Annotated in this window: 14 protein-coding genes; 9 read left to right on the top strand and 5 right to left on the bottom strand. The window is 55.3% G+C overall.

Annotated features, from left to right (window positions below):
- Positions 1 to 154: 154 nt before the first annotated feature.
- Complete coding sequence (gene fghA, locus N5C09_RS09310; RefSeq protein WP_279748925.1) at positions 155 to 982, bottom strand: S-formylglutathione hydrolase; 828 nt, start codon at positions 980 to 982, stop codon at positions 155 to 157.
- 137 nt (positions 983 to 1,119) lie between these two features.
- On the opposite strand from fghA, the gene N5C09_RS09305 reads away from it, so the two are divergent.
- From N5C09_RS09305 to mglC, 7 genes are all read left to right on the top strand, one after another.
- Positions 1,120 to 2,268 (top strand): YbfB/YjiJ family MFS transporter, encoded by a 1,149-nt coding sequence (locus tag N5C09_RS09305; RefSeq protein ID WP_279748924.1) that lies wholly within the window; start codon positions 1,120 to 1,122, stop codon positions 2,266 to 2,268.
- 102 nt (positions 2,269 to 2,370) lie between these two features.
- Complete coding sequence (gene folE, locus N5C09_RS09300) at positions 2,371 to 3,039, top strand: GTP cyclohydrolase I FolE (protein WP_064910334.1); 669 nt, start codon at positions 2,371 to 2,373, stop codon at positions 3,037 to 3,039.
- Positions 3,040 to 3,057: 18 nt separating this feature from the next.
- Positions 3,058 to 4,215 carry a DUF418 domain-containing protein YeiB gene (yeiB, locus tag N5C09_RS09295; RefSeq protein ID WP_279748923.1) on the top strand — a complete coding sequence of 386 codons (1,158 nt, stop codon included), beginning with the start codon at positions 3,058 to 3,060 and terminating at the stop codon, positions 4,213 to 4,215.
- Positions 4,216 to 4,370: 155 nt separating this feature from the next.
- The gene (gene galS / locus N5C09_RS09290) at positions 4,371 to 5,393 is read left to right on the top strand and encodes an HTH-type transcriptional regulator GalS (RefSeq protein ID WP_063450318.1); all 1,023 of its coding nucleotides are present in this window, start codon (positions 4,371 to 4,373) and stop codon (positions 5,391 to 5,393) included.
- Between the two features lie 295 nt (positions 5,394 to 5,688).
- Positions 5,689 to 6,687: a galactose/glucose ABC transporter substrate-binding protein MglB gene (mglB, locus tag N5C09_RS09285; RefSeq protein ID WP_063450317.1), complete on the top strand. Its 999-nt coding sequence runs from the start codon at positions 5,689 to 5,691 to the stop codon at positions 6,685 to 6,687.
- 79 nt (positions 6,688 to 6,766) lie between these two features.
- Positions 6,767 to 8,287, top strand: coding sequence for a galactose/methyl galactoside ABC transporter ATP-binding protein MglA (gene mglA, locus N5C09_RS09280; RefSeq protein WP_063450316.1), 1,521 nt, complete (start codon positions 6,767 to 6,769; stop codon positions 8,285 to 8,287).
- Between the two features lie 15 nt (positions 8,288 to 8,302).
- Positions 8,303 to 9,313, top strand: a complete 1,011-nt coding sequence (gene mglC / locus N5C09_RS09275) for a galactose/methyl galactoside ABC transporter permease MglC (protein ID WP_003859318.1) — start codon at positions 8,303 to 8,305, stop codon at positions 9,311 to 9,313.
- Between the two features lie 127 nt (positions 9,314 to 9,440).
- On the opposite strand, the gene sanA is transcribed toward mglC, so the two are convergent.
- From sanA to N5C09_RS09255, 4 genes are all read right to left on the bottom strand, one after another.
- Positions 9,441 to 10,151 (bottom strand): outer membrane permeability protein SanA, encoded by a 711-nt coding sequence (sanA, locus tag N5C09_RS09270; RefSeq protein ID WP_063450315.1) that lies wholly within the window; start codon positions 10,149 to 10,151, stop codon positions 9,441 to 9,443.
- A 127-nt stretch (positions 10,152 to 10,278) separates the two neighbouring features.
- Complete coding sequence (gene cdd / locus N5C09_RS09265) at positions 10,279 to 11,163, bottom strand: cytidine deaminase (protein WP_279748922.1); 885 nt, start codon at positions 11,161 to 11,163, stop codon at positions 10,279 to 10,281.
- Positions 11,164 to 11,291: 128 nt separating this feature from the next.
- Complete coding sequence (locus N5C09_RS09260) at positions 11,292 to 11,987, bottom strand: CidB/LrgB family autolysis modulator (RefSeq protein WP_279748921.1); 696 nt, start codon at positions 11,985 to 11,987, stop codon at positions 11,292 to 11,294.
- Positions 11,984 to 12,379 (bottom strand): CidA/LrgA family protein, encoded by a 396-nt coding sequence (locus tag N5C09_RS09255; RefSeq protein ID WP_003859308.1) that lies wholly within the window; start codon positions 12,377 to 12,379, stop codon positions 11,984 to 11,986. The genes N5C09_RS09260 and N5C09_RS09255 overlap by 4 nt, the downstream gene beginning before the upstream one ends.
- 168 nt (positions 12,380 to 12,547) lie before the next feature.
- Here N5C09_RS09255 and dusC point away from each other — a divergent pair, with 168 nt between their 5' ends.
- Both dusC and mdtQ read left to right on the top strand, forming a co-directional pair.
- Entirely contained in the window at positions 12,548 to 13,483 is a 936-nt protein-coding gene (gene dusC, locus N5C09_RS09250; RefSeq protein ID WP_279748920.1) for a tRNA dihydrouridine(16) synthase DusC, read from the top strand.
- Positions 13,484 to 13,817: 334 nt separating this feature from the next.
- Positions 13,818 to 15,236, top strand: a complete 1,419-nt coding sequence (gene mdtQ / locus N5C09_RS09245; protein WP_279748918.1) for a multidrug resistance outer membrane protein MdtQ — start codon at positions 13,818 to 13,820, stop codon at positions 15,234 to 15,236.
- The last annotated feature ends 5 nt before the right edge of the window (positions 15,237 to 15,241 follow it).

Here is a 15,241-nt window from a genome sequence, read left to right as displayed (position 1 = left end):
AATGTAGAATTGTAAACACAAATGATAATTGAAATCATTTGTGTTTGACGAAGGTGAAAGGAAACCAGCCTGGATTCAAGCGGATAGAATTATGTAAATGAGGGGGAGGGGAAAGGCCCGGTATGCAGGAGGCTACCGGGCAAAAAGGCTGAACTTACCTGAACAAATGTTCCGCATGGAAGCGGAGATGATCTTCAATAAAGGACGCCATAAAGTAATAGCTGTGATCGTATCCCGGCTGAATGCGCAGCGTCAGCGGCCAGTCCTTCTGGCGCGCCGCTTCAGCCAGCACCGCAGGCTGTAACTGTCCGGCGAGGAACTGATCCGCATCACCCTGATCGATGAGCATCGGAATCGCATCTTCCGTCCTGCTTGCCAGCATCAGCGCGCAGCTGTCCCATTCCTGCCATTTTTGACTGTCGTTACCCAGATAGTGCGTAAAGGCTTTTTGCCCCCACGGCACCTGCGTTGGGTTCACAATCGGTGCAAATGCCGACACGCTGACGTACTTACCCGGATTTTTCAGCGCCATGATCAGCGCGCCGTGGCCGCCCATCGAATGCCCGCTTATTGCGCAGCGTTCGCTGACCGCAAACTGAGACTGCATCAGCGCCGGCAGTTCGTCGCGAATGTAGTCATACATGCGGTAATGGCTCGCCCACGGCTGTTCGGTGGCGTTGAGATAGAATCCGGCACCTTTACCCAAATCGTATCCGGCATCGTCGGCCACGTCATCGCCACGCGGGCTGGTGTCTGGCATCACCAGGGCAATGCCCAGTTCAGCGGCAATACGTTGTGCTCCCGCTTTGGTGGTGAAGTTTTCGTCGTTACAGGTCAGGCCTGAAAGCCAGTACAGCACCGGTGGATTTTCCGCAGGGGGCAGGAAAATGCTGAACGTCATTGCACAATTCAGCGTGGTGGAGTCGTGCCGCCAGCGCTGCTGTCGACCTTCAAAACAACGATGCTCTTCGAGCAGTTCCATGCAGGGCTCCTTAAAGGTAAGACGATTCATAAAACGCATAATACAGCGTTTTCATTGACCTGTGAGCAACTTTCACTTTCGCAGGACGACGAGATGTTGCATCATAAATTTACTTTTCTTTAACAATTGGAGCGATCATGGCGCTGCGTATCGCGCTCAGCGGATTTGTGGTTCTGGTCGTGGCAATGGGGATAGGGCGCTTTGCCTTCACGCCTCAGGTGCCGCTGATGATTGCCGCCGGGCAACTCACGCTTACCAGCGCGGGCCTGGTGGCGGCGATGAACTATCTGGGCTATCTGGTCGGCGCATGGGATGCCATGCGCGCCCATCGCTTCGTTGAAACGCGTCTCTGGCTGGGGATTATCGGCGCGGTGGCGTTGACGCTGCTCTCCGCAGCGGCAGATAACGCCGTCGTTCACGGCCTGCTGCGCTTCGTGATTGGCTGCATGAGCGGCTGGTCGATGGTGCTGATTGCCGCCTGGACCAACGAGCGGCTGGGGCAGTTGGGCAAGCCGGGGCTCAGTGCGGCGGTTTTTGCCGGCCCTGGCGCCGGCATTGCGCTGAGCGGCCTGCTGGCGGTTTATATTCAGGCCAAATCCCTTTCCGCCGGGGCGGCATGGCAAATCTACGGCGTCCTGGCGCTGGTGCTGATTGCGCTGGTAGCACGGTATCTGCCGCGCGCGGGTCAGCTTCACCGCCCGGGGTCCGCTCCTGAGCCGCTGCTCCTGACCGCAAATTTAAAGCGTCTGGTCTGGAGCTACAGCCTGGCGGGATTCGGCTATATCCTCCCGGCGACCTTTTTATCGCAAATGGCGGCGGTGCGTTTTCCCGGCAGCCTGTTTGCGCAGTTTGTCTGGCCGATATTTGGCGCCGCTTCGGTGGTGGGAATTGCGCTCAGCATTGCCCTGCGGCATACGTCAAGCGCTAACCGCAGGCTGGCGATTGTCCTTTGGCTACAGGGGATTGGTGTGCTGGCGGCCTGGCTGCTGCCGGGCATTGGCGGTTTGCTGACGGGAGGGATGCTGGTGGGCGGCGGGTTCCTCTGCGCCGTGCAGCTCTCTCTGCTATACGGTCGCGAACTGGCGCCCGACCACGCACGTTATATGGCGGGACTGCTCACTACCGGGTATGCCATTGGTCAGCTGGTGGGGCCGGTCACGTCGGCGCTGTCGACCTGGCTCACGCACCGGCTTGAACCTGCGCTGGGGCTGGCGGGGATCGCGCTGTTCGTTGGCGGGGCGTTAGTCTGGAACCGTCAGGTTGAAAGGCAACAGCAATTGCAATAATTATCGTCGTGAATACTGGATTATGTGCGTCGCCTCACGCACAATGAGCGCACACTTTTGCCACAACGAGGGCAAAAGACGCCACACCTGCAGGAGAAAAGAATGCCATCACTCAGTAAAGAAGCAGCCCTTGTCCATGAAGCGCTGGTTGCGCGCGGTCTTGAAACGCCACTGCGCCCGCCCGTGCAGGAGCTGGACAATGTTACCCGCAAGAGTCTGATCGCCGGCCATATGACGGAGATCATGCAACTGCTGAATCTCGATCTGAGCGACGACAGCCTGATGGAGACGCCGCACCGCATCGCGAAAATGTACGTCGACGAAATTTTCTCCGGCCTGGATTACGCGAACTTCCCGAAAATTACCGTCATTGAAAACAAGATGAAGGTCGATGAGATGGTGACGGTACGCGATATCACGCTGACCAGCACCTGCGAGCATCACTTTGTGACGATCGACGGTAAAGCGACGGTGGCTTATATTCCAAAAGATACGGTTATTGGCCTGTCCAAAATCAACCGCATCGTGCAGTTCTTCGCCCAGCGTCCGCAGGTGCAGGAACGTCTGACGCAGCAGATCCTGACTGCGCTGCAAACCCTGCTGGGTACCAACAACGTGGCGGTGTCCATCGACGCGGTGCACTACTGCGTGAAAGCGCGCGGCGTGCGTGATGCCACCAGCGCGACCACGACCACCTCGCTGGGCGGCCTGTTCAAATCGAGCCAGAACACCCGCCAGGAGTTCCTGCGCGCCGTGCGTCACCACAACTAATCAGACAGGGCAGGGACCATGGAGCGAAACGTCACGCTCGATTTTGTTCGCGGCGTCGCCATTCTCGGTATCCTGCTGCTGAATATCAGCGCCTTCGGTCTGCCGAAGGCCGCCTATCTGAATCCTGCGTGGTATGGCGACATCACGCGCAGCGATGCCTGGACGTGGGCAATTCTCGACCTCTTCGCTCAGGTGAAATTCCTGACCCTCTTTGCGCTTCTTTTTGGCGCGGGACTTCAGCTTCTCCTCAAACGCGGTACGCGCTGGATCCAGTCGCGCTTAACGCTGCTGGTCATCCTTGGCTTTATTCACGGGCTGCTTTTCTGGGACGGCGATATTCTGCTCGCGTATGGCCTGGTAGGCCTTATTTGCTGGCGGCTGATCCGCGACGCGCCCGGCGTAAAAAGCCTGTTTAATACCGGCGTGATGCTCTATGTCATGGGGCTGGCCGTGCTGCTGCTGCTCGGCATGATTGCCGATGACGCTACCAGTCGGTCGTGGATCCCGGATGCGGCCAACCTGCAATATGAGCAGTTCTGGAAGCTGAAAGGCGGCATGGAGGCGATCGGCAACCGGGCCGATATGCTCGGCGATAACCTGCTGGCGCTGGGCGCGCAATACGGCTGGCAGCTGGCGGGGATGATGCTGATGGGCGCAGCCTTAATGCGCACCGGCTGGCTGAAAGGGGAGTTTAGCCTGCGACACTATCGTCGAACGGGGGCAGGGCTGGTGCTGCTCGGCGTTATCGTCAATCTCCCGTCGGTGATTATGCAGTGGCATCTTCACTGGGATTACCGCTGGTGTGCGTTCCTGCTTCAGGTACCGCGCGAGCTGAGCGCGCCGTTCCAGACTATCGGCTATGCGGCGTTGATTTACGGCTTCTGGCCGCGGCTCTCCCGCCTGTGGATCGTCAGCGCGGTGGCCTGCGTTGGACGGATGGCGTTAAGCAATTACATTCTGCAAACCCTGATCTGCACCACGCTTTTCTACCGATTCGGCCTGTTTATGAAATTCGACCGCCTGACGCTGCTGGCGTTTGTTATTCCGGTCTGGATTGTTAACGTAGTGTTTTCCGTTGTCTGGCTGCGCTATTTCCGCCAGGGCCCGCTGGAGTGGGCATGGCGCCAGCTAACCGCCCTTGCGTCGGGTACATCATTACGTAAAACATCCAGATAACGATCTGGATCACAATCATTAACAAAACGGATGTAAGCGTTTTCATCTGTGTGAGCTTCTTCACGTAGTCTCCTCTCTCTCGCTGCCAGAATAGCCACCTTGCTAAACACAGGGGGTGTCTGTGAGTTGCTGCAATCCTTTAAAGGATGGTGAATATGATCACCATTCGTGACGTCGCCCGCCAGGCGGGTGTTTCTGTTGCTACCGTCTCCCGCGTGCTGAACAACAGCGCGCTGGTCAGCCCTGAAACGCGTGAAACCGTAATGAAAGCCGTGACCCAGCTGGGGTACCGGCCAAACGCCAACGCGCAGGCGCTGGCGACGCAGGTCAGCGATACCATTGGCGTAGTCGTGATGGACGTGTCGGACGCATTCTTCGGTGCGCTGGTCAAAGCGGTGGACGTTGTTGCCCAGCAGCACCAGAAATACGTGCTGATTGGCAACAGCTATCACGAGGCTGAGAAAGAGCGCTATGCCATTGAGGTACTGATCCGCCAGCGCTGTAACGCCCTGATTGTGCACTCTAAAGCCCTGAGCGATGAAGAGCTGGCCGGGTTTATGGAGCAGATCCCCGGTATGGTGCTGATCAACCGCATCGTCCCCGGTTACGCGCACCGCTGCGTCGGTCTGGATAACGTCAGCGGCGCAATGATGGCGACGCGGATGCTCATCAGCAACGGCCATCAGCGCATTGGCTATCTGGCTTCCAGCCACGGTATTGAAGACGACATGATGCGCCGCGAAGGCTGGCAAAATGCCCTGAAAGAGCAGGGCATTGCGCCCCTTGAGAGCTGGGTCGGCACCGGTTCGCCGGACATGCAGGGCGGTGAAGCGGCAATGGTTGAACTGCTGGGGCGTAACCTTCAGCTATCAGCCGTGTTTGCCTATAACGACAGCATGGCGGCAGGTGCGCTTACCGCGCTGAAAGACAATGGCATTGCGGTGCCGCAGCATTTATCGCTGATCGGTTTTGATGATATCCCCATTGCCCGTTACACCGATCCGCAGCTGACAACGGTACGTTATCCCATTGCGTCGATGGCGAAACTCGCGACAGAGCTGGCGTTACAGGGGGCGGCCGGGCTGTTAGATCCTGACGCAACGCATTGTTTTATGCCGACTTTAGTCCGCCGCCATTCGGTCGCTATTCGGCAAACTGTGGCTCCGATCACTAACTGATAACATCACGTGATGTAACCGTTTTCAATCTGTGAGTAAATTCACAGTATCTTAACAAGCCGCTGTCTATGATGTCAGCGTTTTAGGGGCTGAAACACAATGTAACGGTGATTATTCATTTTTACCGTTGCCAGAACGCCTCAGACAACGAATAAAACGCATTTCTGGAGCGTTACCGAACACGGAAGCTGGACATTTTATAAGTGAACGTCGGCGATCAGTAACGTTTTATTAACATCTGCCCGCCTGCCGTTTTTCACCAGAACTACCCTGCATAAAAAAAACCGGAGATACCATGAATAAGAAGGTGTTGACTCTGTCTGCTGTCATGGCAAGCATGCTTTTTGGCGCAGCAGCTCACGCTGCGGATACCCGTATTGGCGTGACTATCTATAAATACGACGATAACTTCATGTCTGTTGTGCGCAAAGCAATTGAAAAAGATGCTAAATCAGCGCCAGACGTACAGCTGCTGATGAATGACTCCCAGAACGACCAGTCCAAACAGAACGATCAGATTGACGTTCTGCTGGCAAAAGGCGTGAAAGCGCTGGCTATTAACCTGGTTGACCCGGCCGCAGCAGGCACGGTTATCGAGAAAGCGCGCGGCCAGAACGTGCCAATCGTCTTCTTCAACAAAGAACCTTCCCGTAAGGCGCTGGACAGCTACGATAAAGCGTATTACGTGGGTACTGACTCCAAAGAGTCCGGTATTATCCAGGGCGATCTGATTGCGAAACACTGGGCAGCAAACCCGAACTGGGACCTGAACAAAGACGGTCAGGTGCAGTTCGTTCTGCTGAAAGGCGAGCCGGGCCACCCGGATGCTGAAGCCCGTACCACCTACGTCATCAAAGAGCTGAACGACAAAGGCCTGAAAACCCAGCAGCTGGCGTTAGATACCGCGATGTGGGATACCGCTCAGGCGAAAGATAAGATGGACGCGTGGCTCTCTGGCCCGAACGCGAACAAAATTGAAGTGGTCATCGCCAACAACGACGCGATGGCTATGGGCGCCGTTGAAGCGCTGAAGGCTCACAACAAATCCGCTATTCCTGTCTTCGGCGTGGATGCTCTGCCAGAAGCGCTGGCGCTGGTGAAATCTGGCGCAATGGCCGGTACCGTGCTGAACGATGCTAACAACCAGGCGAAAGCCACCTTCGATCTGGCGAAAAACCTGGCCGACGGTAAAGGTGCCGCTGACGGAACCAACTGGAAAATTGAAAATAAAATCGTTCGCGTTCCTTACGTGGGCGTAGACCAGTCCAACCTGGCTGAGTTTATCGGTAAATAAGATTTTCGTTTTGTCTTCACTGGGCGCAATTCGTTGCGCCCTTTTATAACGCGATATGCGAGGCCAACAAGGTATAATTATGGTCAGCACAACTACTCAGCCGTCCGGTGAATACTTACTGGAAATGACCGGTGTCAACAAGTCATTCCCCGGGGTTAAGGCACTCGATAATGTTAATTTAAAAGTTCGTCCTCACTCTATTCACGCGTTAATGGGTGAAAACGGTGCGGGTAAATCAACATTATTAAAATGCCTTTTTGGGATCTATCAAAAAGATTCCGGCAGTATTCTTTTTCAGGGAAAAGAGATCGATTTCCATTCAGCGAAAGAAGCGCTGGAAAACGGTATCTCAATGGTTCACCAGGAGTTAAACCTGGTTCTGCAACGTTCGGTTATGGATAATATGTGGTTGGGCCGCTATCCAACCAAAGGTGTCTTTGTCGATCAGGATAAAATGTATCGCGACACCAAAGCCATTTTTGATGAGCTGGATATTGATATCGACCCGCGCGCACGCGTCGGGACATTATCGGTTTCCCAGATGCAGATGATCGAAATTGCCAAAGCGTTCTCCTATGATGCCAAAATCGTGATCATGGACGAACCAACGTCGTCATTAACGGAAAAAGAGGTTAATCACCTTTTTACCATTATTCGTAAGCTGAAAGATCGCGGCTGCGGCATTGTCTATATCTCACATAAAATGGAAGAGATCTTCCAGCTGTGCGATGAAATTACCATTCTGCGAGATGGCCAGTGGATTGCCACCCAGCCGCTGGAAGGGCTGGACATGGACAAGATCATCGCCATGATGGTCGGTCGTTCTCTGAACCAGCGCTTCCCGGATAAAGAAAACAAGCCAGGCGAAGTGATTCTGGAGGTGCGTAACCTGACCTCGCTGCGTCAGCCGTCCATTCGTGATGTCTCTTTCGATCTGCACAAGGGCGAGATTCTGGGCATCGCAGGGCTGGTAGGCGCGAAGCGCACCGATATCGTAGAAACCCTGTTTGGCATCCGTGAAAAGTCGGGCGGCACCATTACGCTGCACGGCAAGAAAATTAATAACCACAACGCTAACGAAGCCATTAATCATGGTTTTGCGCTGGTGACGGAAGAGCGCCGCTCGACCGGCATTTATGCGTATCTCGATATTAACTTTAACTCGTTGATTTCGAATATCCGTAACTATAAAAGTAAAATCGGCCTGCTGGATAATTCCCGTATGAAGAGCGATACCCAGTGGGTGATTGACTCCATGCGCGTGAAAACGCCGGGGCACCGCACGCAAATCGGTTCACTCTCGGGAGGGAACCAGCAGAAGGTTATTATCGGCCGTTGGTTATTGACCCAGCCTGAGATCCTGATGCTGGATGAACCTACGCGCGGTATCGACGTTGGTGCAAAATTTGAGATTTACCAGCTGATCGCGGAGCTGGCCAAAAAAGATAAAGGGATCATTATTATTTCTTCCGAAATGCCGGAATTGTTAGGGATCACAGACCGTATTCTGGTTATGAGCAATGGTCTCGTTGCCGGTATTGTTGACACCAAAACGACAACGCAAAACGAAATTTTGCGTCTTGCGTCTTTGCACCTTTAAGATCAGGGGCTCCTCATGAGTGCGTTAAATAAAAAAAGTTTTCTCACTTATCTGAAAGAAGGCGGTATTTACGTTGTTCTTTTAGTCTTGCTCGCAATTATTATTTTCCAGGACCCTACGTTCTTAAGTCTGCTGAACTTGAGTAACATTCTGACCCAGTCTTCCGTGCGTATTATTATCGCGTTGGGCGTTGCGGGGCTTATCGTTACCCAGGGGACTGACCTTTCGGCAGGGCGCCAGGTCGGTCTGGCGGCGGTCATTGCGGCGACCCTGTTGCAGTCGATGGAAAACGCCAACAAGGTGTTCCCGGAGATGGCGACCATGCCAATTTTCGTGGTGATCCTGATTGTGTGCGCCATCGGCGCGGTGATCGGCCTGATTAACGGCATCATCATTGCTTACCTGAACGTAACGCCATTCATCACCACGTTGGGTACGATGATCATCGTTTACGGTATCAACTCCCTGTACTACGATTTCGTCGGCGCGTCCCCGATCTCTGGCTTCGACAGCGGCTTCTCGACCTTCACGCAGGGGTTTGTTGCTCTGGGCAGCTTCCGTCTCTCCTATATCACCTTCTATGCGCTGATTGCGGTGGCGTTCGTCTGGATCCTGTGGAACAAAACCCGCTTCGGTAAAAACATTTTCGCCATCGGCGGCAACCCGGAAGCGGCGAAAGTCTCCGGGGTCAACGTTGCGCTGAACCTGCTGATGATTTATGCCCTGTCCGGCGTGTTCTATGCCTTTGGCGGGATGCTGGAAGCGGGCCGTATCGGCTCTGCGACCAACAACCTCGGCTTTATGTACGAACTGGATGCGATTGCGGCCTGCGTGGTCGGCGGGGTCTCCTTCAGCGGCGGCGTGGGTACCGTGCTGGGCGTGGTGACCGGTGTGATCATCTTCACCGTAATCAACTATGGCCTGACCTACATCGGCGTGAATCCCTACTGGCAGTACATCATCAAGGGTGCGATCATCATCTTCGCGGTTGCCCTGGATTCACTGAAGTACGCGCGTAAGAAATAAGTTCTTCAGAATGAACAGGCCCGCTCACGTAGCGGGCCTTTTTTTGCCCGGTGGCGCGACGCTTACCGGGCCTACAAAATCGCGATCGTAGGTCGGGTAAGGCGAAGCCGCCACCCGACATCAGTTATTACTTCTTCTGCATTTCCAGCAGCTGCTCCGGCGTCACCGCCGGATAACCTTGCGCATTTTCAGGCACTTCATGCATCGCCGGGATTGGCACCAGCGGGCCTAAGAAGCGCGGTTCACGCTTGAACAGGTATAGGTCAGCCAGCGCGCCAAAACGGGCGCCAAACTCACGTACGCGTACGCTCAGCATATCTTTTGGCGACGGCACGGCGTAGCACTGGGCCTGGATCCCCATATGCAGGGCGATAAACAGCGCCCGCTCGCAGTGGAAACGCTGGGTGATGATGATGAAATCGTTGGTGTCGAACACCTTGCGGGTACGCACGATGGAATCAAGGGTGCGGAATCCGGCGTAGTCGAGCACGATATCGGCCGGGTCGACGCCTGCGGCAATCAAATCTTTGCGCATCGTCACCGGTTCGTTATAGCTTTGCAGGGCGTTATCGCCGCTTAACAGCAGATAGTTCACCTTGCCGCTGTTGTAGGCGTTCAGGGCGCCCTGAATACGATATCGGTAATACTGATTGATGACGCCGGTGCGGTAATACTTGGCAGTACCAAGCACGACGCCAACCTGACGGTAGGGAAGGTCCTGAAGATCGTCAAAAATGTAGGGGGCTGTTTTCCAGCTCATCCAGCGGTCGAGACCCAGCACGATCAACAGCAGTATGCCGACCAGGACAGACAGGCTGTAAAACACGCGCTTTAACATGCAGATGGCTCGTACCGATGATGAAATTTCCCTCAGGCTACTGTACCCGCCTGGTTAGCGCAAGAAACAGCGAATCAACTGAGGGGTTTTTCGTCAGACTGGCGGGCATTTCTGCCCGCCGGGACGATCAGGCAAGCAGCACGCGGTCGATGGTTGAACAGCCCAGCGCTTTCAGCGTGGCTGCGGTTGCGTCCCACTGGATCAGCGGCGCATCGGCAATTTCAGCCAGGATCGCGCGCTGAATATCCGGATAGTCATACCCGTTCAGGCTGAGCAGGTTCAGTGCGCCCTGTAGCGGAGGCAGCGTCGGGTTGAACGCGGCATTCTCAGCATAGCTCCCGGTGAAGATGCGACCGTCGCGGCACTGAAGGGCGACGCCGCTTGGGGATTTACTGTACGGCGTGTGACTTTTGTTGGCGGCTGAAATGGCCGCTTCGCTGAGCGCATCCCCAGAGAGCGCATAACCGTGATCCTGCTCGTCCATCAGCAGGGTTTTGATCTCAAGATCTTTCGGGCCGAAAGCGTCGGGCAGGTAATCGCCCAGCGTATGCGGCGCGCGGCCCGGCAGGTTGATACGCAGTTCAAGCCCGCTGTTCAGCTCATTCATAAACTGGCGGCAGTGGCCGCAAGGAGTGTAGTTGACGGTAATGGCGCGCAGGGCTTTTTCACCGCGCAGCCAGGCGTGACTGATAGCGCTCTGCTCCGCGTGAACGGTTTGCTGCATGGTCGCACCGAGAAACTCCATATTCCCGCCGAAGTACCAGGTCCCGCTTACGCCGCGCGCAATCGCGCCTACGTTAAAATGGGAAAGGTCAGCGCGGGCGCAGGCAGCCGCCAGCGGCAGCAGGGCGAAAGCCAGCGCGTCTTCGTCCAGCCCCGTTGCCTGCTTAAGCGTCGTGACCTGATCTGCCGTCAGCAGGGCGGGGAAATGCGCATCCGCCAGAACCGGAGCCAGGGCTGATTGCAAATTCTCTGCAAGCTGGGAGAAAGCAGCTTGAAAACGTGGATGCATGACGTTGCCTCATCAAGGTTAATGGATCGGTAGTGTACGGAGCCGAACGGCCTTTATATGTGATCCAAATCTCATTATGTGTGCAACTTATGAAATGAAAATGAAATTTGCGCGACGCATCGCAAATTTTAGCCCATCACGGCCAGAATAATCGGGAAGATAAACGGCGCGACCAGGGAGGTAATAATCCCGCAAATCACCAGCGCCAGCGAGCTGAATGCCCCTTCCTGATAATCCAGTTCCGCACAGCGCGCGGTGCCCAGTGCGTGCGAGGCGGTACCCATCGCCAGACCGCGCGCCGCTTTGGTGCGTATTTTCATGATATTCAGCAGCGTATGGCCAAACACCGCCCCCAGGATGCCGACAAAAATCACGCATACGGCGCTAATGGCCGGGATGCCTCCGATGCTGCCGCCCACGGCCATGGCGATCGGCGTGGTAACGGATTTCGGCAGAATAGAGGCGGCAATCTGCGGCGACGCGCCCATCAACAGGGCTACTGACGTGCCGGTGATCATCGCCACCAGGCTACCCACAAAGCAGATGGTGATGATGGACTTCCAGCGCGCGCGGATCTGATGCAGTTGCTCATATAAAGGAAACGCCAGCGCCACCACGGCAGGCTGCAATAAATCATTGAGGATTTTGCTCCCGGCGAAGTAACGTTCATAAGGAATGCCGGTGAGCAGCAGAAAAGGAATGATCACCACCATGGCGACCAGCAGCGGGTTCAGCAGCGGCATTTTAAAACGAACCGCAAGCTTACGGGCAGCGAAGAACACCGCCAGGGTTAACGGCAGGGACCACCAGATATTTTCCATCATTTTTTTGTTTTCTCCCCAACCACTTTACGTTCGCCATGCACAATATGTGAGCTCCAGCTGACCACCAGAAAAACCACCAGCGTACTGATGGCGCAGGAGACGACTATCGGGCCGAATTGCGCTTTAAGCACATCGTAATACTGCATAACCCCAACGCCGATAGGCACAAAAAGCAGGGCCATATAGCGAATGAGAACGAAGCACCCCGGGTTGACCCATTTCGCGGGCAGCACCTGTAATGCCAGCAGCACAAAGAGGATCAGCATGCCGATAATGCTGCCGGGTATGGTAATCGGCAGCAGCGACGCGATAAAAATGCCGGCGTACAGGCAGGCATAAATCAGGACGAAGGCCCGAAGGTATTGCCAGATAGTATTCAGTGATTTGCTCATGGTGAAAGTCCTTGCTGAGACGTATTCATCATACAATTAAACCTGAAAATGTGCCACGGATCACAACATGAATTTTGAGCATAACAGACATTCCTGAATGGAACGCCGGGCTTTCCACAGTCATAGAGAGCAGCTACTATAGCGCGTCTTTTTTCACAGGTACTCAGAATGCGTGTTTTACTGGCCCCGATGGAAGGCGTGCTCGACTCGCTCGTGCGCGAGCTGCTGACCGAGGTGAACGATTACGATCTCTGCGTGACGGAGTTCTTGCGCGTGGTCGATATGTTGCTGCCAGAAAAATCATTTTATCGCCTCTGCCCGGAGCTGCATCGTCAGAGCCGCACCCCCTCCGGTACGCTGGTGCGCATTCAGCTGCTCGGTCAGTATCCGGAGTGGCTGGCTGAAAACGCCGCCCGCGCGGTCGCGCTTGGCTCGTACGGCGTCGACCTTAACTGCGGCTGTCCGTCAAAGCTGGTTAACGGCAGCGGCGGCGGGGCAACGTTGCTAAAGGATCCGGAGCTGATTTATCGCGGCGCAAAGGCCATGCGTGAGGCGGTGCCATCGCATCTGCCGGTGACGGTCAAAGTGCGTCTGGGATGGGACAGCAGGGATAAGCAGTTTGAAATTGCCGATGCGGTGCAGCAGGCGGGCGCCACCGAGCTGGTGGTGCACGGGCGTACTAAAGAGGATGGCTACAAAGCCGAGCGCATTAACTGGCAGGCTATTGGCGAGATCCGCAAACGCCTTACCATTCCCGTTATCGCCAACGGCGAAATCTGGGATTACGAGAGCGCGCAGGCGTGTCTGAAAGCCACCGGCTGCGATGCGGTGATGATTGGACGCGGCGCGCTGAACGTGCCGAACCTCAGCCGGGTGGTGAAGTATAATGAGCCGCGTATGTCGTGGGCTGAGGTGGTGAAACTCCTGCAAAAATACACGCGGCTGGAAAAGCAGGGCGATACCGGGTTGTATCACGTTGCGCGTATCAAACAGTGGCTGAGCTATTTGCGTAAAGAGTACGGCGAAGCGCTGGGGTTATTTCAGGAGATCCGTACGCTACAGACGTCTGCGGATATTGCCCGCGTCATCCAGTCGAAGGGCTGAGCCAGGCGTAAATACCTTTGCCCGGCGCGGAGCCGGGCAGAAGAATCAGAAAATCATCTTGAATACGCCGGTTACCACCAGCAGCCCTATCAGAAATATAATCAAAATAACCCACAATAATATTTTCATTCGCCTCTCCTGCGTATGTCTGTCGTGAGTAAGTGTAGCAGCCAATTCATAACTAGCATGAATACATGAAATTAAATCATTGTCTTGGGGAATAAATTTCCGGATATGAAAATGTATAACATTATGCGGATTGCCACGCGTTACTAAAAAACGGAACGCCAGTAAGCGTAAGTTGCGCCTTTATTTTTTTTGAGTGCATGGCGTAATGAAACGTTCCCTTACTTTATCTCTGAGTGCTCCCCTGATTTTTATGCTGGCCGCTTGTGCGCCAGAACATGCCACGGTGTCACCAATTAAAACGCAAGCCACCGCCGCCGCTGTAAATACCCAGCTGAGCCATGCCGACTGGCCAAAAAGCGAATGGTGGAAAGATTATAATGACCCCCAGCTCAACTCGCTTATCGCCAAAGCGATAGCGGATGCGCCGGATATGGAAATTGCCCGACAGCGTGTCACCCTGGCGGAAGCGCAGGCGAAAGCCGCTGTCGCCGCTGATGGCCCACAGCTGGACTTTTCCGCCGATGTTGAACGGCAAAAGATGTCGGCAGAGGGGCTGATGGGACCGTTTGCCCTGACCGACCCGGCGGCGGGAACAACCGGCCCTTGGTATACCAACGGCACCTTTGGCCTGACGGCGGGTTGGGATCTGGATTTATGGGGAAAAAATCGCGCCCAGATTGAGGCCCGCATCGGTAAAGTGAATGCACAAAAAGCGGAGCTGGAGCAGACCCGCCAGCTGCTCGCCAGCAGCGTCGCGCGGCTGTACTGGGAATGGCAGACCGAGGCCGCCGTGGGTGATGTGCTCACGCAGATCAAACAGGAGCAGGAAAATATCATCGGCGCCGATCGTGAACTCTATCAGCACGGGATCACCTCCTCCGTAGAGGGCGTTGAAACGGATATCAATGCCAGCAAAACCGATGAACAGCTCGCTGACGTGAAGGGTAAAATGAAGGCCATTGAAGCGCGTCTGAACGCGTTGACCAATACCCCTTCGATCACGCTCGCCCGGCATGCACTGCCTGACGTAGAGGCGTCGCTGCCGTCAACGCTCGGCTATGCGCTGCTGGCTCGCCGCCCGGATTTGCAGGAGGCGCACTGGTATATTGAAGCGTCCATGAGCGAAGTGGAGGCCGCCAAAGCCGCGTTCTATCCCGACGTCAATTTGATGGCGTTCTTGCAGCAGGATGCGTTGCACCTGAGCGACCTGTTCCGCTCTTCCGCGCAGCAAATGGGCGTGACCGCGGGTCTGACGCTGCCAGTCTTTGACAGCGGTCGGTTAAATGCGAACCTGGATATCGCCCAGGCGCAGAATAACCTCTCCGTGGCGAACTACAACAAGGCCGTGGTGGAGGCCGTAAACCAAGTCGCCCGGACGGCCAGTGAAGTGGAAACCCTGACCGCCAAAAATCAGCACCAGCGGAAGGTCGAAAAAGACGCCGCGCGCGTCGTTGGACTGGCGCAGGCGCGCTTCAGCGCGGGGATCATTGCCGGCTCCCGGGTGAGTGAAGCAAAAATTCCGGCGTTGAAAGAGCAGATTGCAGGATTAATGCTGCAAGGCCAGTACGTGGACGCCACGCTACAGCTCACGTCCGCGCTGGGCGGTGGATATCATCACGTCTAAAATCG

The sequence above is a fragment of the Enterobacter sp. GD03975 genome (assembly GCF_029838645.1).
Classification (GTDB): domain Bacteria; phylum Pseudomonadota; class Gammaproteobacteria; order Enterobacterales; family Enterobacteriaceae; genus Enterobacter; species Enterobacter quasihormaechei.
This window is presented reverse-complemented; position numbering and strand designations above follow the sequence as displayed.

Excerpts from the sequence above, each read along its gene's own strand:
- mdtQ (WP_279748918.1), top strand. The coding sequence starts at position 13,818 with ATGAAACGTTCCCTTACTTTATCTCTGAGTGCTCCCCTGATTTTTATG.
- fghA (WP_279748925.1), bottom strand. The coding sequence starts at position 982 with ATGGAACTGCTCGAAGAGCATCGTTGTTTTGAAGGTCGACAGCAGCGC.
- N5C09_RS09305 (WP_279748924.1), top strand. The coding sequence starts at position 1,120 with ATGGCGCTGCGTATCGCGCTCAGCGGATTTGTGGTTCTGGTCGTGGCA.
- mglB (WP_063450317.1), top strand. The coding sequence starts at position 5,689 with ATGAATAAGAAGGTGTTGACTCTGTCTGCTGTCATGGCAAGCATGCTT.
- cdd (WP_279748922.1), bottom strand. The coding sequence starts at position 11,163 with ATGCATCCACGTTTTCAAGCTGCTTTCTCCCAGCTTGCAGAGAATTTG.
- N5C09_RS09255 (WP_003859308.1), bottom strand. The coding sequence starts at position 12,379 with ATGAGCAAATCACTGAATACTATCTGGCAATACCTTCGGGCCTTCGTC.
- N5C09_RS09260 (WP_279748921.1), bottom strand. The coding sequence starts at position 11,987 with ATGATGGAAAATATCTGGTGGTCCCTGCCGTTAACCCTGGCGGTGTTC.
- mglA (WP_063450316.1), top strand. The coding sequence starts at position 6,767 with ATGGTCAGCACAACTACTCAGCCGTCCGGTGAATACTTACTGGAAATG.
- galS (WP_063450318.1), top strand. The coding sequence starts at position 4,371 with ATGATCACCATTCGTGACGTCGCCCGCCAGGCGGGTGTTTCTGTTGCT.
- sanA (WP_063450315.1), bottom strand. The coding sequence starts at position 10,151 with ATGTTAAAGCGCGTGTTTTACAGCCTGTCTGTCCTGGTCGGCATACTG.
- dusC (WP_279748920.1), top strand. The coding sequence starts at position 12,548 with ATGCGTGTTTTACTGGCCCCGATGGAAGGCGTGCTCGACTCGCTCGTG.
- yeiB (WP_279748923.1), top strand. The coding sequence starts at position 3,058 with ATGGAGCGAAACGTCACGCTCGATTTTGTTCGCGGCGTCGCCATTCTC.
- folE (WP_064910334.1), top strand. The coding sequence starts at position 2,371 with ATGCCATCACTCAGTAAAGAAGCAGCCCTTGTCCATGAAGCGCTGGTT.
- mglC (WP_003859318.1), top strand. The coding sequence starts at position 8,303 with ATGAGTGCGTTAAATAAAAAAAGTTTTCTCACTTATCTGAAAGAAGGC.